25 protein-coding genes are annotated in these 24,083 nt (G+C 65.0%); 11 read left to right on the top strand and 14 right to left on the bottom strand.

Annotation, left to right across the window (positions count from 1 at the left end; all coding sequences use genetic code 11):
• Positions 1-237: 237 nt before the first annotated feature.
• Complete coding sequence (locus ASF32_RS00615) at positions 238-510, top strand: hypothetical protein (protein WP_156467623.1); 273 nt, start codon at positions 238-240, stop codon at positions 508-510.
• A gap of 19 nt (positions 511-529) precedes the next feature.
• Here the strand turns inward: ASF32_RS00615 and ASF32_RS00610 are convergent, their stop codons facing one another.
• Positions 530-793 carry a hypothetical protein gene (locus tag ASF32_RS00610; protein ID WP_156467622.1) on the bottom strand — a complete coding sequence of 88 codons (264 nt, stop codon included), beginning with the start codon at positions 791-793 and terminating at the stop codon, positions 530-532.
• A gap of 324 nt (positions 794-1,117) precedes the next feature.
• On the opposite strand from ASF32_RS00610, the gene ASF32_RS00605 reads away from it, so the two are divergent.
• From ASF32_RS00605 to ASF32_RS00595, 3 genes are all read left to right on the top strand, one after another.
• The gene (locus ASF32_RS00605) at positions 1,118-3,211 is read left to right on the top strand and encodes a M48 family metalloprotease (protein WP_056423221.1); all 2,094 of its coding nucleotides are present in this window, start codon (positions 1,118-1,120) and stop codon (positions 3,209-3,211) included.
• Positions 3,211-3,717 carry a hypothetical protein gene (locus tag ASF32_RS00600; RefSeq protein WP_056422114.1) on the top strand — a complete coding sequence of 169 codons (507 nt, stop codon included), beginning with the start codon at positions 3,211-3,213 and terminating at the stop codon, positions 3,715-3,717. The genes ASF32_RS00605 and ASF32_RS00600 overlap by 1 nt, the downstream gene beginning before the upstream one ends.
• Positions 3,718-4,025: 308 nt before the next feature.
• Positions 4,026-4,667 (top strand): hypothetical protein, encoded by a 642-nt coding sequence (locus tag ASF32_RS00595; protein ID WP_056422112.1) that lies wholly within the window; start codon positions 4,026-4,028, stop codon positions 4,665-4,667.
• Positions 4,668-4,672: 5 nt separating this feature from the next.
• On the opposite strand, the gene ASF32_RS00590 is transcribed toward ASF32_RS00595, so the two are convergent.
• Both ASF32_RS00590 and ASF32_RS00585 read right to left on the bottom strand, forming a co-directional pair.
• Positions 4,673-4,837 (bottom strand): hypothetical protein, encoded by a 165-nt coding sequence (locus ASF32_RS00590; protein WP_156467621.1) that lies wholly within the window; start codon positions 4,835-4,837, stop codon positions 4,673-4,675.
• A gap of 17 nt (positions 4,838-4,854) precedes the next feature.
• On the bottom strand, positions 4,855-5,994 hold the full coding sequence (locus tag ASF32_RS00585; protein WP_056422107.1) for an HPP family protein: 1,140 nt from the start codon (positions 5,992-5,994) through the stop codon (positions 4,855-4,857).
• A 415-nt stretch (positions 5,995-6,409) separates the two neighbouring features.
• On the opposite strand from ASF32_RS00585, the gene ASF32_RS24235 reads away from it, so the two are divergent.
• Positions 6,410-7,228 carry a putative phage abortive infection protein gene (locus ASF32_RS24235; RefSeq protein ID WP_082470612.1) on the top strand — a complete coding sequence of 273 codons (819 nt, stop codon included), beginning with the start codon at positions 6,410-6,412 and terminating at the stop codon, positions 7,226-7,228.
• 8 nt (positions 7,229-7,236) lie between these two features.
• On the opposite strand, the gene ASF32_RS25010 is transcribed toward ASF32_RS24235, so the two are convergent.
• From ASF32_RS25010 to ASF32_RS00570, 4 genes are read right to left on the bottom strand one after another with little or no spacing between them, the layout of a single operon-like run.
• Positions 7,237-7,425, bottom strand: a complete 189-nt coding sequence (locus ASF32_RS25010) for a hypothetical protein (protein WP_156467620.1) — start codon at positions 7,423-7,425, stop codon at positions 7,237-7,239.
• Positions 7,422-7,988, bottom strand: a complete 567-nt coding sequence (locus ASF32_RS25005) for a PIN domain-containing protein (protein ID WP_156467619.1) — start codon at positions 7,986-7,988, stop codon at positions 7,422-7,424. The genes ASF32_RS25010 and ASF32_RS25005 overlap by 4 nt, the downstream gene beginning before the upstream one ends.
• A 2-nt stretch (positions 7,989-7,990) precedes the next feature.
• Positions 7,991-8,803, bottom strand: coding sequence for a hypothetical protein (locus ASF32_RS00575; RefSeq protein WP_056422101.1), 813 nt, complete (start codon positions 8,801-8,803; stop codon positions 7,991-7,993).
• Complete coding sequence (locus ASF32_RS00570; RefSeq protein WP_056422098.1) at positions 8,793-9,755, bottom strand: IS1595 family transposase; 963 nt, start codon at positions 9,753-9,755, stop codon at positions 8,793-8,795. Before ASF32_RS00570 ends, ASF32_RS00575 begins: the two co-directional genes overlap by 11 nt.
• A gap of 275 nt (positions 9,756-10,030) precedes the next feature.
• Here ASF32_RS00570 and ASF32_RS00565 point away from each other — a divergent pair, with 275 nt between their 5' ends.
• Positions 10,031-11,653, top strand: a complete 1,623-nt coding sequence (locus tag ASF32_RS00565; RefSeq protein ID WP_056422095.1) for a Na+/H+ antiporter — start codon at positions 10,031-10,033, stop codon at positions 11,651-11,653.
• 280 nt (positions 11,654-11,933) lie between these two features.
• Entirely contained in the window at positions 11,934-12,200 is a 267-nt protein-coding gene (locus ASF32_RS00560) for a hypothetical protein (protein WP_056422092.1), read from the top strand.
• A 34-nt stretch (positions 12,201-12,234) separates the two neighbouring features.
• Here the strand turns inward: ASF32_RS00560 and ASF32_RS00555 are convergent, their stop codons facing one another.
• Both ASF32_RS00555 and ASF32_RS00550 read right to left on the bottom strand, forming a co-directional pair.
• Entirely contained in the window at positions 12,235-14,250 is a 2,016-nt protein-coding gene (locus tag ASF32_RS00555; RefSeq protein WP_156467645.1) for a PAS domain-containing sensor histidine kinase, read from the bottom strand.
• A gap of 137 nt (positions 14,251-14,387) precedes the next feature.
• Entirely contained in the window at positions 14,388-14,798 is a 411-nt protein-coding gene (locus tag ASF32_RS00550; RefSeq protein ID WP_056422080.1) for a DUF1236 domain-containing protein, read from the bottom strand.
• Between the two features lie 296 nt (positions 14,799-15,094).
• On the opposite strand from ASF32_RS00550, the gene ASF32_RS00545 reads away from it, so the two are divergent.
• Positions 15,095-15,319, top strand: coding sequence for a hypothetical protein (locus ASF32_RS00545; RefSeq protein ID WP_056422077.1), 225 nt, complete (start codon positions 15,095-15,097; stop codon positions 15,317-15,319).
• Between the two features lie 87 nt (positions 15,320-15,406).
• Here the strand turns inward: ASF32_RS00545 and ASF32_RS00540 are convergent, their stop codons facing one another.
• Both ASF32_RS00540 and ASF32_RS00535 read right to left on the bottom strand, forming a co-directional pair.
• Positions 15,407-15,643: a hypothetical protein gene (locus ASF32_RS00540; protein ID WP_056422073.1), complete on the bottom strand. Its 237-nt coding sequence runs from the start codon at positions 15,641-15,643 to the stop codon at positions 15,407-15,409.
• 255 nt (positions 15,644-15,898) lie between these two features.
• On the bottom strand, positions 15,899-16,939 hold the full coding sequence (locus ASF32_RS00535) for a calcium-binding protein (RefSeq protein WP_244483583.1): 1,041 nt from the start codon (positions 16,937-16,939) through the stop codon (positions 15,899-15,901).
• Positions 16,940-17,303: 364 nt separating this feature from the next.
• Between ASF32_RS00535 and ASF32_RS00530 the strand changes: the two genes are divergently transcribed.
• On the top strand, positions 17,304-17,525 hold the full coding sequence (locus tag ASF32_RS00530) for a hypothetical protein (RefSeq protein WP_056423218.1): 222 nt from the start codon (positions 17,304-17,306) through the stop codon (positions 17,523-17,525).
• Between the two features lie 103 nt (positions 17,526-17,628).
• Here the strand turns inward: ASF32_RS00530 and ASF32_RS00525 are convergent, their stop codons facing one another.
• Positions 17,629-17,988 carry a hypothetical protein gene (locus ASF32_RS00525; protein WP_056422068.1) on the bottom strand — a complete coding sequence of 120 codons (360 nt, stop codon included), beginning with the start codon at positions 17,986-17,988 and terminating at the stop codon, positions 17,629-17,631.
• Positions 17,989-18,282: 294 nt separating this feature from the next.
• On the opposite strand from ASF32_RS00525, the gene ASF32_RS00520 reads away from it, so the two are divergent.
• Both ASF32_RS00520 and ASF32_RS00515 read left to right on the top strand, forming a co-directional pair.
• On the top strand, positions 18,283-19,170 hold the full coding sequence (locus ASF32_RS00520; RefSeq protein WP_056422066.1) for an MBL fold metallo-hydrolase: 888 nt from the start codon (positions 18,283-18,285) through the stop codon (positions 19,168-19,170).
• A 266-nt stretch (positions 19,171-19,436) separates the two neighbouring features.
• On the top strand, positions 19,437-20,330 hold the full coding sequence (locus ASF32_RS00515) for a hypothetical protein (RefSeq protein ID WP_082470613.1): 894 nt from the start codon (positions 19,437-19,439) through the stop codon (positions 20,328-20,330).
• A gap of 106 nt (positions 20,331-20,436) precedes the next feature.
• Here ASF32_RS00515 and ASF32_RS00510 read toward each other — a convergent pair whose 3' ends face one another.
• Both ASF32_RS00510 and ASF32_RS00505 read right to left on the bottom strand, forming a co-directional pair.
• On the bottom strand, positions 20,437-22,491 hold the full coding sequence (locus ASF32_RS00510; protein ID WP_056422064.1) for a hybrid sensor histidine kinase/response regulator: 2,055 nt from the start codon (positions 22,489-22,491) through the stop codon (positions 20,437-20,439).
• Entirely contained in the window at positions 22,488-24,005 is a 1,518-nt protein-coding gene (locus tag ASF32_RS00505; RefSeq protein ID WP_056423217.1) for an ATPase domain-containing protein, read from the bottom strand. Before ASF32_RS00505 ends, ASF32_RS00510 begins: the two co-directional genes overlap by 4 nt.
• Positions 24,006-24,083 lie beyond the last annotated feature (78 nt).

Genomic DNA, 24,083 nt, shown 5'->3' with positions numbered 1-24,083 from the left:
GACGCGGCCTGTGAAGATTTGCCGCCCCACTGTCTGTTAATGACTTCTCACCGATCGGAGGGCGTGAGCACCATTCATTAACCACGGCATCGCAGTGTCGGGGCAACCCAACTTGCAGGTACCCGAGTGTTCCAGGCCCGTTCGATCGGCATCGAAGATTTCAACGACGATTGCCCTGTTTCAGGCGATCAGCTTGGGAAGATATACCGCGCTCACGCGGACGCCATCCCCGATTTGGTGGCGGGCATTCCCGAGAGGACCCGGGCGCGCCTCGCCGCCTTCCTCTATGGCCGGAGCCATACCCGTGAACTCGCGACGCAGGTCGCCGCATCCTGCCAAGCAACCACCCTGCGACAGGTCGCCGGCGACCTCGGCGACGCAATCCACCGGCAATCCCGACAGGGCTACACGCCTCCCACCTACGGCGATGGACACCGTGTGTCGAAGAAGGGCGTCAGCCTTGCGGGGTCGGGTGCAGCATTGGGAATGACGGCCAGTCCCCGTTTCTGACCCGGCTGAGCCGGCGCGGCTAATCCATACCACGCGCGGCGCGCCATGCCGCCAAGGCGCTCTCACGGGCGTCGTAGAGATGCCGGAGGCGACTTCCCTCCTCGCCCCGGCCCGCGCGCTGAGCCGCCATCTCGTCGATCCTGTCGGAGCCGAACACGCTTGCCAATTCGGCGATCCACTCAGCATCCGCGGCGATGAGATCGGCCTCGGTGGAGGCGAGGGCCGGGGTAGAGAAACCTGGGAAGACGTCGAGATTCATCCGCCCCCATACGGAGCGGCACATAATGAAGTTTCATACTTCATCCCAGGGGCCACCCTGGCGCTTCCGCAGCGTTCCTGCGCTGGAATCCCTGGCGAATGCTGATGGAGCAACCCGCCCCGGACACGATCCACGCCGCCCTCCACATCGACCTGCCAGGGTCGCCCGGATCGTGTCCGCAGCCTGACGGGTGATTTTTCCTAGGAAGTGGCCTATCTGCATGCCCGTTTGCGCTAGAACGCATCCTGGGAGGCAGGCATCGCCGACGCAACGATCACGCGCCCCCCGTCGCGGCTACGCTCTCTCGCTGGCCTCGTGGCCGCCACCGTCCTGCTGCCCCTGGCCATCATGCTCCTCGGCCTCTGGGAACAGGAGCGCGCCGCCGCCGATTGGGCCGAACTCGATGCCGAACGCCTGCAGCTGATACGGGTCGTCGAAGACCTTGAGGCGCGCCAGCCTCGGGACGGCCGCATCGATTTCCGCATGCAGTTCCGCCGCAACGGCCAAGTCTATGGCGGCCCCCTTGCCCTCGTTCAGGCTCGCGTGGCGCGGGACGAGGCCACCACCCTGACCATGCTGATGGATTGGCGCAGAAGCCTGCCGCCGTTCGTCGTCGCGGCCGGTGCCATCGCGGCCGCTCTGTCGATCCTCGTCCTGCTCGCCGGCGCCGTCCTGGGATGGATGGGCCGGGGCTCGCGGGACGTGCTGGTCGTCGGCTTCTCCCTGGTGCGACGACTCTTGCCTCCCATCCTCGCGGTCCAGGTCCTCCTCACCGCCGGAGGGGTCGTTGTCGCCGTGATCGTCGAGGCCGGTATGCTCGCCCGACCCGGCCTCGGCAGCGGAGAGATCAAGCTGCTGCTGGTCGCCGCCGTAGCTATCGGCGCCGTGCTCATCACGGCCGGTGCGACCGTTCTCGGTCTGCGCCGGGCCCTCGCCGCGTTCGAGCCCGACCCGCTGCCGATCCTCGGCCGGACCGTCTCGCCAGCGGAGGCGCCAGGCCTGTGGCGTCTCACCGAGGGGCTCGCCGAACGGCTCGGAGCGCTCAAGCCCGAGGCCGTGGTGGTGGGCCTCACCGGGGGCTTCTTCGTCAGCGCCGGGCCGGCCGTGGTGGAGCCGGGCGGTGAGCGGCTGACGGGCCGCATCCTCTATCTCCCGCTGCCCTATCTCGCCCTGATGCGCGGCGACGAGGTGGCGGCGATCATCGGCCACGAACTCGCCCATTACGCCGGGGGCGACACCGCCTACAGCCAGCGCTTCCTGCCAATCTATGCCGGGGTCGGGCGCTCCCTCGACGCGGTGGCTGAGGGGCATGCCGGATCCTTCGGGCTGCTGACCCCGTCCTTACGCCTCGGCGCCTTCGTGATGGAGCGCTTCCATCTCGCCGTGCGGCACTGGAGCCGGGCGCGGGAATTCGCCGCCGACGCCGCCGGCGCCGGGCCGACCTCGGCGGATGCCGCCGCGCGGGCGCTGCTCCGCACCGGCGCGGTTCAGCCGCGCATCGCGGAAATGCTCGATGCCGCCGCCGAGACGCCCGGATCGGCCCCCGCCGATCTCGTGGCCGCCATCCTCGATCACGTGATCGCGCGCGGGCTCGACGACCCGGCCGCGCATCTGGAGGCCGAGCAGCCCCACCCCACCGACACCCATCCGCCGACCCGCGAGCGCATCGCCGCCCTCGGCAGGACGCTGGATGCCGAACTCTTGGCCGCGTCTGCCATCGTGCCGCCGCCGCACGCGCTGGGCCAGCTCGCCGCCTATTTCGCCGACCCCGCCGGTCTGTGCCTGGCGGCCACGGCGGATTTTCGCGGGGCGGTGGAAGAGCATGACGCGGCCGTGCGGGCGCATCTCGAAGCGGCGGCGGCGGCGATCGACACCGAAGAGCGGATCCTGCGGGAGAACAGCCGGCCCGGCGCCATCGTCCTCGCGGTCACCGGCCTGCTCTTCGCCACTTTCGCTCTCGCCCTGGTGACCCTCGGCTTCCCGGGATTGTCGGCCTGGGAGGCGCGCCTCGTAGCGGCGGTCTCCCTTGCCTGCGGGGCTATGCTTGGGGGCTTTGGCCTGTTCAGGCTGTGGCGGGGCGAGCGGACCACGATGATCCTGCGGCCCGAAGCGCTGGTGATCCCCGGCCTGGACCGGCCCATCCCCTGGGACGACATGGCCGACCTCGACATGACGCTACAGCAGACGGGAATCGTCACGCGCCTGCTCCTGCCGCCGGAGGCGCTCTTTCCGCAGAGGGTGCCGGGGGGCCGGAAGATCCGCCTCGACCCCAAACGCCGCATCGTCACGATCAGGGCCAGCCTTCCGCGAAAGATGACGCTGCAGGACTTCGCCGACCTGATCGGCCGCTACCGGCACGCGGCCGAGGCGCGCCGCATCCTCGCGGAGGCCGGCTCGCCCCCGGCCCCTCCCATACACGACACCAGACGAGGCTCGCTTTGATGACTGCCCCTGCGAAAAGCCCGGCCTCCTTGCGCCTTCCCCCTCCGAGTCAGGGCTGGGGCAATATCCTCTGGACGCTGTTCGGCCTCGTGGCGTTGGCGGGTCTTTTGGCCGCCTGCCTCGTCTACACGGCGCCGCCGCTGCTCTCGGATTGGCAGGTCCGCGAGACGGCCCATCCCGTCGCCGACGCGCGGGTGACGGACGGCAAGTGCAGCGCCAAGATCGTGCTCCATATCTGCGACGCGACGCTGAACCTGCGCACCTCCACCGGAGCCGTCGCGCGACGGGTGAACTACGTGTTCAGTGGCTTTCATGTGGGCGATTACAGCATCCGGGTGATGGCCGATCCGGCCCGGCCCGACCTCGTCACCACCGATCTCGGCCTCGACCGGTTGTGGAATCGCACCCTGACTTTCCTGGCGATCACCGGTGCCATCGCGGCGATCATCGTGCTGGCGATCGCCGGAATGGTCCGCAACCGGCGGGCGGCCTCGGGGGGCCTTTGACGGCGGGGACCGGTCGCGCGAGCCGGGATTTCGGTCGGACGCGACCCCGTTTCCCACCGCCACGCGGCGGGCCTTCGGCGTGTTTCGTCGTCGCGACGGATGGCGCCACGCGCGAGGGGGCGGCAGCCACCCGAGTGCGGGAAAACGCGTGATCCGGCAAGCTCTTGAGCCACCCTGAGCGTGGCGCGACCATGGCGGATCGGCGCGGCGTTGCGCCGATCATGGCAAACCGCGCCGCGTTCCGGTCACACAGGTGAACCGCGGACTTTACGCCCCCATCACCCCCGCTATCCGAACCGAGGTTCCGCATGGACCAAAGCCTGCGCCAACGTTTCGACGGAGTCTGGACACGGGCGGTGGGAGGGTCCGGCGCGGAGGCCGCATGGCGGGCGCTCGATGCCGGCTACGGCGAGGCGGCGCGGCATTACCACGGCTGGCCCCATGTCAGGGCTCTGCTCGCGGGGCACGATGCCGTGCGGGGGCTGCCCGACGTTTCGGGGCTCGACGGCGACGCCATCGATCTCGCCATCTATTTCCACGACGCCGTCTACGATCCGGCCCGCTCCGACAACGAGGCGCGGAGCGCCGACCTGCTCGTCACCTGCTCAGGGTCCGGCCTCGGGCGGGAGTGCATTCGCTCGGCCGTCGCGATGATCCGGGCGACCGCCGCGCATGGACCCAGCGAGGACCCGGAAACGCGGTTGATGCTCGATCTCGACCTCGCGGTGCTCGGCGCTCCACGGGCGATCTACGAGGCCTATGCGGCGGCGGTCCGGCGGGAATACGCGATGGTCCCCGACGCGGCCTGGAGGATCGGGCGCGCGGGCGTGCTCGATCGGTTTCTCGACCGGCCCCGTCTCTACCAGACCGGGCATTTCCACGACCGCCTGGAGAGTGCGGCCCGTGCCAACCTGGCCGACGAAGCGGCGGCGCTTCGGGCCGGAGGGTAACGCGCTCAGGCGCGGCCGAGAAGCCGGTGGACCTGCCACGTGATCATCATGCTCGACGCCATCAGGATCACGTAGAGGAGGTGGAGAAGAAGCGGCGTGTCGTGCATCGGCCCGAACCCGTGCTGGTACGGTGGGAGGGAAACACCCTCTCCACGCAACAACCGGGCCATGCTCGCCGACCCACGGATCACGCCGCGTGCGGCGTGGGCACTGCGAAGGCCTTGTTCGAGACCAGGCGCGTGAGGACCGCGACGAGGTCGGTCTGGGTGACGATGCCGAGGATGCTGCGGTCCTCGGCCGTGACCACCACCGCATGCGTGCGTCCGTTGCTCAGCGGCTCCACCAGCGAGAGCACCGGCTCGTCCGCCATGGCGGTCCTGGCCTCGGACATGACCTGCGCGATGGCCCCGTCGCCCCGCAAGGCCAGTTCGCGCAGGCCCAGCGTGCCTGCGAGCCGGCCCGCGCCGTCGACCACGGGCAGGGTCCGGATGTTGTGCTTGAGCAGCAACTCGCGCGCCTTCGCGACGGTATCGTTCACGCCGATCGTGACCACGTCCCGCGACATGACCGTGCCGCAGTCGAGCTCCCCATGGGCGCGGGACATGGCCTGGCTCTCGACCTCGCGGAGCAACCGATCCAGGTCGGTCCGGTCGATGTCGAGGGTTTCGTTCAAGGACTCGAGCGCCGCGTCGACGTCGCAGGCATTGAAGCCGACGCGGAGCGGAGCGGGCAGATCGGCCGTTCCATGGACGTTGACGGGCGCCGCCTGCGGAACATGCGGATATTGCCGCCCCGACAGCCGATGGAAGGCGATGCCGAGGCCGACCAGGATGAGGGAGTTCAGGCAGACGGGGACGAAGGGAAACAGGAAGCCGGAGGACGCGATGGCCGGCCCGCCGATGAGCGCCGTCAGGGCGGCGGCACCGCCCGGCGGATGCAGGCAGCGCGTGAACGACATCGCCGCGATGGCGAGCGAGACGCCGACGCCGATGGCCAGGACGGGGTTGGGAATGAAATAGGCCGCCGTGACCCCGATCAGGGCCGAGATCGTGTTGCCGCCGATGATCGGCCAGGGCTGGGCGAGCGGGCTCGCCGGCACGGCGAAGAGGAGCACCGCGGTCGCTCCCATCGGGGCGACGATCAGGGGAATGTGCGGCCCCTCTCCGACGATCCAGCCGCTGACGAGGCCGGTCAGCGCGATGCCCAGGAGAGCACCGAGGCAGGCGATGAGACGCTCGCGCAGCGTCGCACCCGCCAGGATCGGCCGAAACAGGCGAGATCCGAGCAGCTCGCCGAGACGACGTCCAGGACCGGCGATGTTGGACATCCTCTCGTTCTCCCCCTGTTCGACCACCCGCCCCGCCGATCACCGCCGCCATCGCAGGCTCACGGCTCTGGTATACCAGGCGGAGTTTTACAGGAGGCATCGAGATTTGCAATCTCGATAGGCATTCTGCCTTCTAGTGAGGCAGATCGGGGGCCCGATGCGGAGCGCGGCCCGCTTTCGCCCTAAGGGGCTCACGATTTCGGCCTCTCTCCTCCGTGCAGACGCCGAGGACCAACGCATCGATCACTGTCATGTGATCGCCGATGTGGGTTATCCAGGAGGCGGCCGCCTTCTCGGCTTTATGAAGCAAACGCACCAAGGTGATGGCGACTGCAATCTCTTGCGATGGCCGAATGATTTAGAGATTATGTAGCTTGCAAACTCGACCCGACCAGTCGTATTGCATGATCTGCTAATGGAGGTGAATCACGTGAGGGGATGGCAAGTCTGGGGTATCAGTGGCGTTGTGCTCGCACTGTGGCTCAGTTGGGTGTTTCAATCCATTTTCGTAGACAAGTTAGGACTTCCGGCCGTCGTAGAGCGAGGCCAATGGGGCGATACCTTCGGCGCGCTTAACGCGTTGTTCGCGGCAGTGGGCTTTATAGCTGTGTTAATAACCCTGCGCTTTCAGCAGCGTCAGATTCAAGATGCCCGGCAGGAACAAGAGAGGCTCACAAAGGAAGATCGCGAGGAGCGACACAAACAAAGGTTCGAAAGTTCTTTTTTTCAATTGTTAGATTTACTCAGAGAAATAAGACGGGAAGCTGTTTTTCACCACACAGATGAATATGACGCATTAATGGAGCTGGAGGACGAGGAGTTTATTGGAAGCGGCGCCTTCGAAGCGGCATGGCGAGAATTTGTACACACTTTGAACAAGCACAAACCATCAGCCGACGCACCTGCGGCGGCAAAAATCTACGAAACTGTAGTCCATAATAGATATGAATATGCATTTTCTCCATTTTTTAGAGTGCTATATACAATGCTAAGAAATTTACGCGATGATTCTATCCTTTCTAAGGATGAAAAGGATAACTATTCTAGGTTAGTTCGCTCCCAGATGACGAGTTTTGAAATCGCACTAACGGGAGCAAACGGGCTATCTAAAGTTTCAGGCAGATTGAGCGAACTTCTGACCGAGTTTCATATGTTAAAATACTTACCGAATGGTCCGCGTCGAACTGCAATGCGTCGATTTTATCCAGATCAAGCGTTCAGTTCTAGGAATTAAGCTTCAAATTATCGATTTTTTACAGGAGCAGCAATCGTTCTAGCCACTTTTCGAATGGTTTCCTTAAATCGCTCGGGATCATCATCCGTCCCGAGTTCTTGAGCGGCTTTGATGAAGCGCTCGGACTGGGTGAGGCCGTCGTCCGGCGTCGGCTTCTTTGCTACCGCCTTCCTCGGGTTATCAGATGATTTACTCATAATGGAAACTTCGGCATTGGATGCTCTGGCTTGCATCTAGGTAAGTTTATGAGCCTCTGGGCAATCGGGTCATCTGCTATTGCATCACACCATGTTTCTGCAAGGAGGATTGGAAGGGATCTACCTTCTGGTCCTTTCGAATTGCCGGCATCAAACGTATGTAAGGCTTTGATCGGAACTTTATAGACGTCCTGTATTACGAGCGCGGATGCTATATGTATTGCATCTGGCGTCAGAAGCTTTCTCTTTCCGCCAGTCTTCTCGTATTGCAAGCTTCTCAAATCGCCCGCTAGGCTCATTATCACAGGGTCCGGAGTTACCTGCACAACGGCTGCGCTGTATTCATCCAGAAAATCTTCGAATTTCTGGTACTTGCTTGTATTCAGGTTGCCGCGTGTTATCTCGGCCAATGTTATGGAAGAGCAATATATCTTACATTTTCCATCTACTGCCTCGTCAAGATATTGGCCAATGTGAGAGATGTAATTTCCATAAGCATCCACCTCGTTATTGAGGTATGCCGTAAAAACACAAGTATCCCAATACATAGAGTCCGCCTTCATGATTAATCGCGGCTCCACTCGATCTCGGCTTCGCTTCCCATCGGCATGAAAGCGCCTCGCCAGCGAGCAATGTCTGGCTTGACCTTGCTGATTAGTTTGATTGCGCGAATTTCGATATTGGTTGGCAACCCACTATCTCCGCGATAGAATGCTAATCCCGTCACGGTTGCGCGATTATCGAGCGCGCCTCGCACCATATCAAGACCAACCTGTGTAATATCACAGTCAATCTCATGGCCTCCAACGCTTAAAACTAAGTATGCCCTCTTAATTTCGCCTCGCAAGTCGACGGATTTGAGCACTCCATCAAAGGATGTTGCAGCGTACCCCTTGAAGAATTTTTGCGTACCCTTCTCGATACGCGTCATCTCCGCAAGTAGCTGAGTTGCCTGAGACCGCATCAAGTCATCAAGCCGAAATATCTCAGACGTACCAAATTTTGCCTCACCAAAGGCGAAAGTCTTTCCAACATTTTTATTTAGCTGGGCCACTTGCCGTACAAAGCTGATAGGCAAGTTCTTCGCGTTCGGATCACCGCTCTGGATTTGATACAATCCACGCTTGTAATATGCGACGCTAGATGCAGGAGGTGGCCCGTTGTTAAACAGATGCTCCTCAAAGCGTGCGGTTGCTGTGTTCTTTTCTAGCGCGCTCACAAAATAGCGATGTCGACGTATACCATTAGCTGCTATGTCGGCAGCAGCTAGCGCAGCCAGAAAAGCTTTCAGCTTCTCAGCAAAGACTTCTCCATCCACGGCCTCGTTATGCGCTTCGAGGCCGTGGATGGTGAGGGTCGTTTCGTCTTCAGAGGGCATATCGTAGCGCCCGCGTTTCGTGAGCTGACCGGTATGTCAACCGCTTGCCGACGATACCAGAGACCGCACGGCTTGTCCGCTCCGCAGCGCCACAACCCAGCTTCACCCGGTTGTTGTACCGGAAATCGAATTCGGCGAGGTAGCGGTGCAGGTGCTGCTTACCGCAGTGCTGGTAGACGCCCTTCATGCCGCGCTTGAAGACGGAGAAGTAGCCCTCGACGGTGTTCGTGTGGACGATGCCGCGAACATACTCCTTGGCGGAATGCGTCGTCATCTGGTGGCCAGCGAAGGTGGCGCCGACCTTCATGTAGATGCTGGCCTCGTCGGTGATGTAACTTGCTTCCTTGAGGATGTTCGCCTCGATGATCGGGCGAAGGGTCTCAGGCTTGATGTCGTCCACGACCACGGAGCGGACCTTGCCGGCATCGCGGTCGAGCAGGGACAGCACCTTCATCTTGTGGTGATAGGCGCGTGCCTCCGGCACGCCGGGCTCGTGTCCGATGAAGGTCTCGTCAGCCTCAACGACGCCACCAGCGCCGGGCATTCCATCGATGCCGCCCATGGGAGCCAGGGAGCCATCACGCGTGGCCTCACGGATGCGGTGGGAGAGGAACCACGCCGTCTTGTACTGAACCTCAAGGATGCGGTGGAGCTGGTGGGAGCTGATGCCCTTCTTGGAAGAGCATATCAGATGCACGGCCTGCAGCATTTTGTGGAGCGGGAGCCGAGCATGCTCGAACACCGTGCCGACCTTCACCGTGAACTGCTTCTTGCAGTCGCCGCACTTGTGAAGGCCGATGCGGATGCGCTTCTCGGGGTTCGCCTTGATCTTTCCGATCCGACCCATGCCGCCGCAATGAGCGCAAACCGGACCCTGCGGCCACAGCGTCGCTTCAAGCCAAGAGAAGGCGGCTTCTTCGCAATGGAACTGGGGCTGGCTGAGAACGGACATCGCTGAACTCCTGCCAAGATTATACCTCAACCGTGCCAGGTTTGCAATTTACATAATCGCTCGAGATTTTGGCCTTTCTCCTCCCTACGGACGCCGAAGACCGTCACATCGATCACTGTCATGCCATCGCCGATGCAGGTAATCCGAGGAGGTTGGCGCCGCTGCGCCCTACGGTGCCCCGCAGGTGACGATGGCCACGACGCGCCATCGCGCCCCTATGACGCCACACCGCCGGGGCATCGACACCGCCACCGGCTCCACCATGAAAGAGGCGCATGGAAAGCGTTACCGTCGTCCTGGCCCTGCTGCTGTCCGTCCTCGTCAGCGGCGCCCTCGGCCGCCTGCTTCCGCTGCCGTTGCCGCTGATCCAGATCGCCATCGGCGTGGCCCTGGCCCTGGGTCCGCTGCCGAGCACGTCCCTCGACCCCGAGATCTTCTTCCTGGTCTTCCTGCCGCCGCTCCTGTTCCTGGATGGCTGGCGCATTCCCAAGCGCGACCTGTTCCGGGACGGCAAGACCGTTCTGGCCCTCGCGCTCGGCCTCGTGGTCCTGACCGTGCTCGGCATCGGAACGCTGATCCACGTCATGATCCCGGGCATCCCCCTCGCGGTGGCCTTCGCCCTCGCGGCCGTCCTGTCACCGACCGATCCCATCGCGGTCTCGTCCGTGGCGGCGCAGGCCCCGGTGCCGCGCCGTCTCATGCACATCCTCGAAGGCGAGGCCCTTCTCAACGACGCCACCGGCCTCGTCTGCCTGCGCTTCGCCATCGCCGCCGCCTTGACCGGAACCTTCTCGCTGCCCCAGGCCGCGACGACCTTCGTCTGGCTCGCGCTGGGCGGCATCGGCATCGGCGCCGCGACCACCTTCCTCCTCATGGGCGCGCAGGACCTCCTGCGCCGGCGCACGGGGGAGGACCCCGGCCTGCAGATCCTGTTCAGCCTGCTCACGCCCTTCGGCGCCTATCTGGCCGCCGAGCATGTCCACGCCTCCGGCATCCTCGCCGCCGTCGCGGCCGGCATCGCCATGACCTATGTGGAGATCCAGGGCCGCAGCCTGGGGGCCACGCGCGTCCGGCGCACCGCCGTCTGGGACACGGTCGCCCTCGCGGCCAACGGCTCGATCTTCGTCCTCCTCGGCGAGCAGCTGCCGGCGGTCCTGCGGGAGGCCGCCAAACAGTCCGACGTCGAGGGCGCGGGCTGGCTCGTTGCCTGGATCCTGGCCATCACCGGCGGCCTGATGGCCATCCGCTTCGTCTGGGTCTGGGTCTCGCTCCAGTTCGTGCTGATGAAGGCGCGCCGGAACGGCGACCGACGAGAGGCGCCAACCCTGCGCCTCGTGGCCGCGACCACCCTGGCGGGCGTGAAGGGCGCGATCACGCTGGCGGGTATCCTGACCCTGCCGCTCACCCTGGCGGACGGCACGCCGTTCCCCGCGCGCGACCTCTCCATCCTGCTGGCGATGGGGGTGATCCTCACCTCCCTCCTCATCGCGAGCACGATCCTGCCGCCCCTCCTGCGCGGGCTTCGCCTCCCACCCGAGCCCAGCCACGATTCCGAGGAGGATGCGGCCCGCGCCGCCGCGCGCGACGACGCCGTGAAGGCGATCGAGGCCCTGCAGCATCGCCTCGTGGAGGAGCAGGAGGATGCCTCCATCGCGGTGGAAGCCGGCGCCCGCGCCATGGATCGCTATGAAGGTCTGGAATCGCCGACGGAGACGCCCCGCAAGGATGTCAGCCGTGTGAAGCAACTGGCGCTCACCGAGAAGCGCCTGCGCCTCGCGGGCATCGACGCCGAGCGCCAGGCGCTCTACCGCCTGCGCCGTTCGCAAGCCATCGACGACGTTCTGCTGCGGCGGCTCGTCCGGGAGATCGACCTGATCGAGGCGCGGCTCGTCGCCTAGAGCTGCGCCCAACCCCATTGGGTCGGGTCACATCGTCCAGGCCTTTGTTTTGCCGCGCTCTTTTTCGCCGAACCGGCATTCACTTCGGCGGAGAGCGCTCCAGTCGCGCCTCGGTCCGGGAGACGCGCGGGAATGCGAGATCCGGCGGCGCATATTCTAATCCGCGATCGCGCGTGCGGGTCGGCACGTCATAGATCGCGATGACGCCCCATATTGGTTTCCAACAGCAACAAGCAGACACCCTTTCAGGTCTGCAGCTTATAGGAGCCAAGCAATCCTCATGAAGTCCCGTATTGCCGCCATCGCCACCGCCCTTGTTCTTGGTGTGGCCCCGATCTCGTCGGTGATGGCCTACGATAGTCCTTCCCGCTACACGACGGTCTCGCCTTACGATGTCGAGACGACAGGTTCGATCCAGTCTCGCGACGATATTTTTTCGCGCAACCCGGCCACCTGCCCGATGAGCTCCGCCGCCGAAGGCAATGCCAACCAGCAGAACTTCCCGGTCCAGCAATACGGCCAGACCTCCGGCGGAAACCGCTGCTGATCGGCGTCCGAGGGGGCGACGATAGAGTCCCCGCTCAATGGGCGGGTGAGCCGGAATCGTCGCCCGTCCTGGCACTGACCGGCTGGAACGCCGGCACCTGAGGATCGGCCTGCAATCGCGTCAGGATGGCGCGGGCGAGATCCGCCTGGTCGAACGGTTTGGTCAGGCGCACGAGATCGGTCTGCGCGTGCTCCGTCGGTTCGGCGTAGCCGCTGGCGAGGATGACCGGCAATCCCGGATACGCCGCCTCGATCGCCGCGATGAGCTGCAGGCCGTTCATGCCGGGCATCAACTGGTCGGTCACCACGAGATCGAACGGTTCGGCGCTGCCGAGGACGTGCAGGGCCTGTGCGCCCGACATCGCCTCCTGCACCCCATGACCGAGATCTTCCAGCATGGCCGCCGTGTTCATGAGGACGAGCGGGTCGTCGTCGACGACCAGCACCCGCAACGGCCTCGTCTTCGGCAGGGGAAGCCCGTGTTCGGGCGCTCTCTTGTCCGGGCCGCCGGCCTGGGCCACGGGCAGCCACAGCTCCGCGACGGTGCCCTGGCCCGGAACGCTCGTGAGGATCAGCCGTCCGCCGGATTGCTCGGCGAACCCATGGATCATGGAGAGGCCGAGCCCGGTGCCCTTGCCGACGCCCTTGGTGGTGAAGAACGGCTCGGCGGCGCGCGCCAGGGTCCGTTCATCCATGCCTTCGCCGGTATCGGCGACCGAAAGACAGACATAGCGGCCGGGCGCGAGTCCCGGAATCTCGTGGGGGCCGAGCTGTGCCTCGCGGGCCGAAATGGTGATCCGGCCCCCCTCCGGCATGGCATCGCGGGCGTTGACGCTCAGATTGAGCAGGGCCAGTTCCAGCTGGTTGGCATCGGCGCAGGCGAGGGGCAGCTGCAGGGGAAACTGCGTGTCGACCCGGACGACGGAGCCGATGGAGCTCTGCAGCAGCTCGGCCATGCCGCGCACGAGAGCCGGAACGTCGACGGGGCCGGTCTCCAGGGTCTGCTGGCGCGCGAAGGCGAGCATGCGCCGGGTCAGCGTCGCCCCGCGCTCGGCCGCCTGAATGGAATTGTCCACCAGTCGCAGGAGCTTGCCATCCGGCGGCAGACGCTTGCGGGCGAGGTGCAGATTGCCCAGGACGACCGCCAGCAGGTTGTTGAAATCATGGGCGACGCCGCCGGTGAGCTGGCCGATCGCCTCCATCTTCTGTGACTGGACGAAGCGCGCGCGGGTCTCTTCGAGGGTCTGTTCGGCGTTTCGCCGCTCCGTGACGTCCCGGGTGATCTTGGCGAAACCGATCAACTGGTCGTGCTCGCCCCGGATCGGATCGATGACGACATGCGCCCAGAAGCGCGTGCCGTCCTTCCGGACGCGCCAGCCTTCCGCTTCGAAACGGCCTTCCTTCGCCGCCGTCCGCAGGGCGTGGCCGGGCAGGTCCGAGGCGCGATCCTCGTCGGTATAGAACCGCGAGAAATGCTCGCCGATGATCTCGTCATCCGCATAGCCCTTGAACCGCTGCGCGCCACGGTTCCAGCTCGTCACCTTTCCCTGCGGATCGAGCATGTAGATGGCGTAATCGTGCACGCCCTGGACGAGCAGGCGGAAATGCTGCTCGCTCTGCCTGAGCGCGGCCTGGGCGGCATGCCGCTCGGTAAGGTCGCGGGTGACCTTGGCATAGCCGAGGAGGGCGCCGTCCTCATCGCGGATCGGGTCGATCAGCACATGGGCCCACATCAGGCTTCCGTCCTTGCGGACGCGCCATCCCTCCTGCTCGAATCGCCCCTCGGTCGCGGCGATCTTCAGCGCGCGGCCGGGAAGATCGGTGGCCCGGTCGTCATCGGTGTAGAACCGCGAGAAATGCTCGCCGATGATCTCCGCGTCGGTATAGCCCTTGAAGCGCTGGGCGCCGCGATTCCAGCTCGAGACCCGCCCCTCGATGTCGAGCATGTAGATGGCGTAGTCGACGATGCTCTCAACCAGTAGACGATACCGGTCGTCACCTACAATCGATGCATTGCTTGCTTGCGAGGCCTTCAGCACTTGCTCGGGCATTGCAAAGTGATGGATTGAATCATCGGGCATGGACCCACCATACGGGATACCGAACGCGATGTCGGCTGCGTCGCATTACGGACGCAGCTCATGGCATGACGGCCGTCACATCGGCCCCGGCAGGGGAGGATCGGCGCTCAGTCGATCACTTCGACGATGCGGCGGGTGCCCGGCTCGACCAGGACGGGGAGATCGTTGACGATCGTGTAATTGTACCCTTTGAGGGCGAATTCCGGGGGCACGTCGTAATAGACGACGCCGTTCTCGGGCAGCACGGTGCCGACATGGACCTTGCCGCGATACGCGAAGGAGGGGCGCCTTTCGCCGCGCGTATAGATGCGGAACCGCTCCCGGCGGTCGATCCCCAGAATGTCGTTCGCCGTGCCGACAGCCCCTCCGATGACGCTGCCGACGGCCGCGCCCAAGGGTCCTGCGATGTTTCCGCCGCGCTCCGCGCCATCCTGCGCCCCTCGGGTGAGGCCCTGCGCGTGGGCGGCCGTCCCAACGCTCAACGCCGCGAGCACACCCACCGCAACACGCATCCGCATCGGTTTCGCTTCCGTCTCTGATGGGCCGAACGGGAAAGAGCACTTCCGATCCGCGCTGCCTTTTCTTGCCGATGGATGGTTAACATAATCCACTGTCGGCACGGGTTCGCGTGCGAGACGCCCTGCGTCGTCGGACCACGACCTCATCGTTTCTCGACGCGGCGCCCGTCGCGCAGCCTCGTTCCGCCGGATGGTACGAGACCGGACGAAAGGTCGGAAAAAAACTTAAGTTATTGCCGGACAGGCCTCGTGTGCTTTCGAAAGGCATCAGGTCCCCTGTGCCGTGATGACCCCTGATGTCCGATCCGCCCCAGCCTCCAGCCACGATCGTGGGAACACAGCCACGACCGGCCTACCGGGTGCTCGTCCTGTCCAAGGAGGGAACGATCCTCGACGTGAGGCGGATCTCCGTCGATAGCGACGACGACGCCATCCAGCACACGCAAAGGCTGGTGGACGGGCACGCCCTCGAGCTCTGGGATGGTCTGCGCTTCATCGAGCAGTTCCTGCCGACCGAGTGACCGCATTTCCGTCGCCGGGAGGGAGATGTCCCCGATCCCCTAGGGCGACCGAAGCAATCTCGATGACCGGACACCGGGGGAGAGCCGCTAATCCAGCTTCAGGGCCTCCTTGAACGGCACGACGGCGCGCAGTTCACCCGAATCGTCCATGATCTCGAAGCACTGCCCGTCCACGAGCCGCCCGGCCCGGACGAGTTCGGCGAGGATGTCCCGCGCGGATGCCAGCGCTTCCAGGCGAGCCGCATCGACATCGACGAGAACGCTCCCCTCCTGATCTTCGATGAGATCGTCGCCGTCGCGAATGTTGAGGTAAAAACGAGGCATACCAGTCAACGGCAGGCTCTAGCCCAAGTTGCTGTATGAAAGAAGACATAGCTTCCTCCAGTCCGATGCTTTTGCGTCGCCGCACCGGATGCGAAGGTCGGGATTCGGGCACGCGCCTCTCGAAAATCCTCCCGTCTCGCGCAGACAGGCCTCGATGAGGCGGGCTCACCGAGGCCAAGCGTCATGTCACAAGTCTCACGTCACACGTCTCACATCACGAAAGCGGCCGGCCGTGGACGGACGCTCGTATGCCGATCACACGACATGCACATCCGTGTGGGTGAGCGTGGCGAGGTTCTCCAGCGTGGCGAATTGCTGTTGGGCCTGGCTGCCGCTGCCATCGGAATCGTAGTAAAGGGCGCCGGTGTTGCTGTCGTAGAGCACCCGGTCGTCCCCATCGACGGTCGAACCCGCCGTACCGATGTCCTTGAACGCAGACTCGGTGAGTTCGCCGGGGGCCAGCGCCTCGAAGATCTCCTGCGACAGGCTGATCGTATCGAGGTCGTGGGTGAAATCGGTGATCCGATCGACATTCGTCGAGCCCAGTCCCGTATCGAAGACGAATGTGTCGTCGCCGCCGCCACCCGTCAGGATATCCCTGACCTGACCGCCCGCGAGCACGTCACGGCCCGCACCGCCTTCGAGCTGATCGAGGCCGGCGCCGCCGAGGAGCTCGTCCCTGCCGGTGCCGCCGAACAGCTTGTCGTTGCCGGCATCGCCGAACAGGACGTCGGAGCCGTCGCGACCGTACAGAATGTCGTTGCCAGCGTCACCGTCGACCAGATCATCGCCCTCGCCCCCGTCGAGACGGTCGACGTCAGCGCCGCCGGTGACGAAATCGTTGCCGCTGCCTCCGAGAACGGTGTCTCGCCCCAGTTCTCCCACGAGGAAATCATTGCCGGAGCCGCCGCTTATGTAGTCGTCACCCGCATTGCCGGCGATGTAATCGTCGCCGAAGATGCCATAGAGGATATCGTTGCCGTCTTCTCCTATGATCTGGTCGCTACCGGCATTTCCTCTGATCACGTCGTTGCCGAGGCCGCCGGCTATGTAGTCGATACCGTCACCGCCCGTGATCCGGTCGTTGCCGTCCTGGCCGTCGATGCGATCGAACCCGCCATTGCCATTGATGACATCATCGCCTGAGAGACCAAGGATGATATCTTCATCATCCGTACCATTCAGAACATCACTTCCAAGAGTACCGTTCAGCTTAGCCATGGCGTTTGCCTCCGCTTCATGCGTGATCGCAGGGTTTTTATAGAGGCAACTGAAACATCGTCCATTGCTCATCATGGAAACAATTGTTTGCGGCGCCGCAACATGCTTTGCAGTACCGATGGATATTTAACATCCGTTTTTCTCATAGTATAAAGAAATATCGAGAATTCGACCTCTCTGGGAGCACATCGCGTCGCGCCATTCGAATGCCTGCGACATTTCATCCCGCATAGACTTCGATGATGCGCTCTACGTATTTCACCTTGGGACAATGGCACGCATCCGGGGAGCGTGACTTACGGTTATTCTGTTCGGACGGATCTTCACCGCAGGAACATTCGCCGTCGAACCGGATTGATGCGTCACTCTCGGAAAACAAGGACGTTCGATGAATAGCCTACGCATCGTCGTGAGCGCGGGAGCGCTCGCATTGTCGGTCATGCCCGCTTTCGCCCAGGGGTTGCTGTCCCCCAATGGGGAACGTGGCGTGGTGATCCAGAACCAGCCGAACACGACCGGCAACAGCCGTGATCGCGTCATCTCCTATGGGTCGACGGGGGCCGATACCGTGACGACCAATTCCGCCGCGGGCGGCAATGCGAGCCGGCCGGAGCAGGCCATTCCGAATGGAAGTGCCGGTGGGGGTCAGGGCGGCCGCTGAGAGCCGGCGACGCCCACTCCCTCCACGGTCTTTCAGGCCGCGTATCGGGGATCGGCGCTGAGGCGACCGGTCGCCGGTCGGGCCACCATCACCGAGCCTGGCATCAGCCCTTGGTCCCCTTGAAGGGGCGGAACAGCCAGGCCAGGCGCTTGGCGTCCGCCTCCTCGCCTTCGGCGGGTTCAGGCACGGCCTCCTCGTCTTCGCGGTCGGCCACCGGTTTTGCCGAATCCTCGTCCTCGAGCTTGCCGATCATCTGCTCCAGCAGCGGCGGCAAGTCCCGTTCGTATTTTTCGAGGATGATGGCGGCATCGAGCAGGGCGTGAATATGCGCTTTGGGAATGGGTTGACTGGCGATCTGTGCGCTGAGGACGCGGTCGGCCAGAAGACTGGCGAGCCGCGAGACTTCGGACAACCGACCGATGGGATCCGTGGCGTTGGCGGACGGGTCCGGGCTCTCGTTCATGACAAATGTTCTCCCCCCTCAGATGTTTAACCCATTATCCGCCGTCCCCCTACATGCGCCAAGCACTTCTGCCCCGGTCGACTATCCCGTGGTCGAGTGGGAGGCGCTGCCGGTGCCCTAGAGCGCTCACCGCCGAAGTGGATGCTGGTTCGGCGAAAAAGAGCGCGGCAAAACAAAGGCCTAGAGTTGCACCCGACCCAACGTGGTCGGGCGCAGCTCTAGGGGAACCGGCATCCGCGGGATCGATTGGCCTATCGACCGGGCAGCGATGCAAACCCTTTTACGAGGTGCCCCATGGCGCAACAGGTTCCCGTCGACGCGACTGCGCAGATCGAAACCCCTCTGGGTGCGGACGGTACCCACACCATCACGGAGGATCTCGTCTACCAGCGCCATGCCATCGTGAATGTGATCTTCCATGGTCCGCCGGGAGCGGGCGACCGTGGCTGGACGCTGATCGATGCCGGGATCATGGGGTCGAAATCCGCGATCCGGAAAGTGGCGGAGCAACGCTTCGGCCCGAATGCCCGTCCGGCGGCCATCGTGTTGACCCATGGCCATTTCGACCATGTCGGGGTCGTGGAAGACTTGGCTCGCGAATGGGACGTGCCGGTCTGGGCCCATCCGCTCGAACGTCCGTATCTCGACGGGTCCGCCGCCTACCCGCCGCCGGACCCCTCCGTCGGCGGCGGCCTGATGGCCCGGCTCTCGCCCCTCTATCCGCTCGCGCCGGTCGACGTGTCCGCCCATCTCCGGGACCTGCCGGAAGACGGCTCGGTGCCCTCCATGCCGGGCTGGCGCTGGATCCATGTGCCGGGCCATTCGGTGGGTCAGGTCGCGCTCTGGCGGGAGGCGGACCGCACGCTGATCGCGGGCGACGCCTTCGTGACGACCGCTCAGGAATCGGCCTACGCGGTCATCGTCCAGGAGCCCGAGATCCACGGTCCGCCGATGTATCTCACCACCGATTGGGAGGCGGCGGGCCGTTCGGTGGCGATTCTCGCGGCTCTCGAACCGGAGCGGGCGATCACGGGCCATGGACGCCCGCTTGAAGGACCCGCCCTTCGCGAGGCGCTTCATCTGCTGGCGGATCGTTTCGATGCGGTCGCGATGCCGAGGCAGGGCATGTATGTGGATGAGCCGGCCCGAGCCGAGGACGGATCGGCCTACAAGGAGCCGTGACGCGCCTGTGTGGCCGCGTCGGGTGACGGATCGGCGATGCGGGCTCGACCCCATGCTGCTCGGGCGGTCGTGCCCGCGCGATCGGGGAGGACCGGGCCGGCACGACGAATCCCCACGTCTTATTCCATCGAAAAAGCATTCGCCGGGGCCGGATGCCGCTTTTCGCGCGTCCTGTGGCAGAACAATCGCAGTCATGGACCGGCTCGGCATGGTCTAACGGCCGAGCCCATTCGGCTCATGCAGCGTTGAGTTGCCAAGACATCATCATGCGACTTTCAATCTATTGCCTGCTGGCGGCCTGTTTGCTGGCGCAGCCCTCGCTCGTCGACACAGCCTCTGCCGAGGAGGTGGACACCGAACATCTGTTCGGCTTCACCGAAGGGGCCGATGTGGGCAAGAAGGGCGAACAGGAGGTGGTGCTCGATACCGTCACCCGTATCGGCAAGCGTCGGGCCGGACCGGGTCCGTCATCCTATGACGCGGTCGGCACGAAACTCAGCTATCAGATCGATCTCGTCGACGGTTTCAGCGTCCAGGTCGGGCTCTTCGGCGACCACCATCGCGTTCGCAACATCCTCGATCTCGACGACAGGAACGCGGGCAATTTCGACGGCGTCTCGGTGGAGTTCAAGTATCAGCTCGTCAAAAGCACGCCCGAGCAGCCCTTCGGCCTGGCCTTGGAATCGCGGCCGCGGTTTGCCCGCGTTCTGCCCATCGAGGGGCGCGGAGCCGACATCTTCGACTTCGAGAATGTCGTGCACGTCGATTGGCAGATCGTGCCGAACAAGCTCTGGTATGGCACAAACATCAGCTACGATCCGGCCGCCGGACGCCAGCGCGGCTCCGGGGAGGGGTACCGCTCCTCCACATTCCTGTGGTCGAATGCCCTCGTCGGGGAGGTCGCGGACAAGACCTATCTCGGACCGGAACTGCGCTATCTTCGCGGCTACGAAGGCATCTTCCTGAACGGGCTGCAAAGCGAAGCTCTGACCCTCGGCCCCGCCCTGCATCATCGCTTCACCGAAAAGGCCTGGATCACCGTCGCCTATGCCGGTCAGGTCTGGGGCCGGGACACCGACAAAGCCCTCGCCAACCGGGGATTGGGTCTGAACCAGTTCGAACGCCATGCCCTTCGGGTGAAGCTGGGTATGGAGTTCTAGGGGGCAGCCCCGCGCCGTGGTGATGGCCGTACGGTCGCCGGTTCGTCGCGCGCGCTCGTCAACGAACCGCCTCTCGGATCGCCGGAATTCCCGTGGCTCGTATGGATCAGCCGGTTCCGCCCGTCAGGACCAGGCGCAGGGAGCGGGCGAGTTCATCGCGGCGGTACGGCTTGTTCAGGACGGTGAGTTCGCCCTTGCCGATGATCTGTCCCTCGTCGAGGTTGGCGACGTAGCCGGAGGTGAGGAGCACCTTCAGGCCCGGTCGCAGGCGCTGCGCCTCGACCGCCAGCTGCGAACCGTTCATGCCGCCCGGCATCACCACGTCCGAGAACAGGATGTCGATGCGCTCGACCCCCCTCAGATGCTCCAGCGCTTCGGCGGCGTTGCGCGCGACGATCACCCGGTAGCGCAGTTCCTCCAGGCTCTCGACCGCCATGCCGAGGACCTGCTCGTCATCCTCGACGAGCAGGACGGTGTCGCCGTCCCCCGCCCGCTTGAGCGGGAGCGCGGTGCCGGAGCCCGTCCCCGCTTCCTCGCCGACCGGGTCGGAGGACCGCGGGATGAGAAGTCGGAACGTGGTTCCGGCCCCGACGGTGGATTCGATGGCGACGTAGCCGCCGGCGCTGCGGGTGAAACCATAGACCTGGGAGAGCCCGAGACCGGTGCCCTTGCCCACTTCCTTCGTGGTGAAGAACGGTTCGAACACCCGGACCAGGGTCTGGGGCGGGATGCCGCTGCCGGTGTCGGCGACCGAGACCTCGACGTAGTCGCCGGGGGGTACGCCTTTATCGGCGACGGCGGCGGTGTCGAGGCGGACGTTGCGGCTGCGTACGTCGATGCGGGCCGCGCGGTCGCTGCCCTCCATCGCGTCGCGGGCGTTGACGACGAGGTTCAGCACCGCGGCCTCGAACTGGGCGGGGTCGATGCGGATCGGATCGAGCGCCGGGTCGAGATCGAACGTCATCTCGATGGCGCCGCCGGCCGCGCGCTGGGCCAGGGGCCGGAAGTCGAGGAGGAGGCGGTTCGGGTTGAGGGTCTGGGGCCGCAGCATCTGCCGCCGCGAGAAGGCCAGAAGCTGCTGGGTGAGCTGCTCGCCCCGGCGCGCCGCGTTCATCGCGGCCTCGGCCAGGCGCACCACCCGCTCGGTGTTCTCCGGCTTGCGGATCACCATGTCGAGGCCGCCGACGATGACGGTGAGCAGGTTGTTGAAATCGTGCGCCACCCCGCCGGTCAATTGCCCGATGGCCTCCATCTTCTGGGCCTGGCGCAAGGCGTCCTCGGTCGCCCGCTGGTCGGTGCGGTCCATGACGATACCGGCGAGGCGGACGGGATTTCCCTCGCGACCGTATTCGGCGCGGCCCCTCGCGGCGATCCATCGGATCGCGCCGTCCGGGCGCCGGATCCGGCATTCCATGTCGAGGTTTCCGGTCTCGACCGCCTGCGCGAAGGCCGCCGCGACGATGGAATGGTCCTCCGGGACGACGTGATGGAGGAAGTCCGCCCATCCCCAGGAGGGCAGAGGCTCGTCGTAGCCGAAGATGGCGTCGTGGCGTCTCGAACGCCGGGAGGTATCGTGGACGAGGTCCAGGTCCCAGGAGCCCATGCCGGCGGAATCGAGGGCGAACAGGAGGGTCTCGCGCGCCGCATCGACTTCGCGGGTGCGCTCGGCGACCCGGCATTCCAGCGTCTCGTTGGCGTGCCGGAGGCGCTCCTGCGCCTGTTCCCGCTCCAGGATGTGGCCGCGGGCCTGATATTGCCGGCGCCGGCCCCGAAGCGCCGACGCGACGGCGCTCGCCAGAGTCTCGGCGTTGATGGGCCGTTCCAGCAGCACGACGTTGCCGAGCCGCTCGATGATCGCGGCCGCCCGCGCGGGGCGGCGTCCGACCTGTCGGGTCGCCAGCATGATGAACGGGAAGTCCGACCAGGGCGGCTGGGTCTCGACCCAGGCGTCGAGGGCGGCCGTATCGGCCTCGGCCAAGGCCTCCTCGGTGACGAGGGCCGCGGCCGCGCCCGCGCGCAGGCCGGCGATCAATGCCGGCGCGTCCGCACAGATGGCGGCCGGCGTGCCCGACTTGGCGAGCAGTTGCTGGACGACCCCGGCGTCGCGCCCGCGCGGCGCCAGGATCAGCACCCGCTCCTCGATTGCCGACGATGGCGTCACGCGGCGGGTCCGGACGTCTCGGCGTTGCCGTCCAGCATCGCGACCTTGCCGCCATAGGCCGGCAGCCCGGTGAGCACGCCCTGGAAGTCGCTCAAGGCCTCGCCGACCTGCAGGCCGGTCGGGGAGATCCGCAATTCCCGGATGGTGCGCTCGTGTGCGTTGACCCGGCTCTTCACCACGGAGATCGCGGTCCGGACTGCGCCTTGGGCCTCGAAATACCGGAACAGCACGATGCCGTCGCTGAGATAGCTCAGGTCGACGTCGGTGCGGACCTCGCCGATGACCCCGTGCTGGCCCAGCACGAGGACGGTCGTGGCGCCCTTCTGGTTTAGGTAGCTCAGGAGCTCGTGCATCTGCAGGACGAGATATTGCTCGCCCGGCATGGCGTGGACGTAGGCGTTGAGGCTGTCGATGGCCACGAAGGACGATCCCTGCGCCTCGACGGCCTCGCGCACCCGGCAGGTGAACTCGCCCGGCGAGATCTCGGCCGGGTCGATCTGCATCAGGTCGAGCGCGCCGCTCGCGATATGGGGACGCAGGTCCATGCCGAGGAGCGCGGACCGGGCGAGCAGGGTCGCCCTGCCTTCGTCGAACAGGAAGTAGGTCGCGCGCGATCCGCCCTCCAGGGCGGTGAGCATGCAGCGGATGGCGGTGGTGGTCTTGCCGGCGCCGGACGGCCCCATCAGCAGCGTGTTGGTGCCCGGCACGAGGCCGCCCCCGAGAAGCAGGTCGAGCTCCACCAAACCGGTCGAGGTCGTGCTCGGATCGAACTCGTCCGAGTGCTCGGCCGCGACGAGGCGCGGGAACACGGTGAGGCCGCCGGTGCGGAGCACGAGGTCGTGGAAGCCGCCACGGACCTTGACGCCGCGCATCTTGACGACGCGGATGCGCCGACGCTCCGACCCGAACTCGCGCTCGATCTGCTCCACGACGATGACGCCATGGGCGATGCTGTGGAGCTGGACGTCCGCCGTGTTGTCGTCGAGCAGCAGAACCGTGCAGCCGCGCGACGCGAAGAACTGCTTCAGGGCAAGGATCTGACGCCGGTAGCGCAAGGGGTTCTGGGCCAGGAGCCGGAGCTCGGACAGGCTGTCGAACACGATCCGGGCCGGCTGCAGCGCGTCGACGCGCTCCATGACCTCGCGCACGGTCTCGCCGAGCTCCACATCCGACGGGTGCAGGATCGACTGCTCGCTGTCGGGGTCGAGGCCGAGTTCGCTGACGAGTTCGTAGACGTCGATGCCATCCAGGGACCAGCCGTGGGATGCCGCACCGGCCCGGAGCTCGTCGGCACTTTCCGACAGCGTGACGTAGAGGCCCTTCTCGCCCCGGGCGACGCCTTCGAGGAGGAACTGCAGCGACAGGGTCGTCTTGCCGGTGCCGGGCCTGCCCTCGACGAGGTAGAGCCGGTCACGGGTGAGACCGCCGGCGAGGACGTCGTCGAGCCCGGATATGCCGGTGGAGAGCGCGTTGCGGGAGCCGGTCGGGGCGGTAGGCTGACTGTCGTCTGGCATGGTCACCATGATGCGGGAGAGGCGCATCGGGCGGCCGCCCATCGAGGGGGCGGCCCATGGCCTTCTGTCGGAATCCAT

Source organism: Methylobacterium sp. Leaf91 (assembly GCF_001422815.1).
Classification (GTDB): Bacteria; Pseudomonadota; Alphaproteobacteria; order Rhizobiales; family Beijerinckiaceae; genus Methylobacterium.
This window is presented reverse-complemented; position numbering and strand designations above follow the sequence as displayed.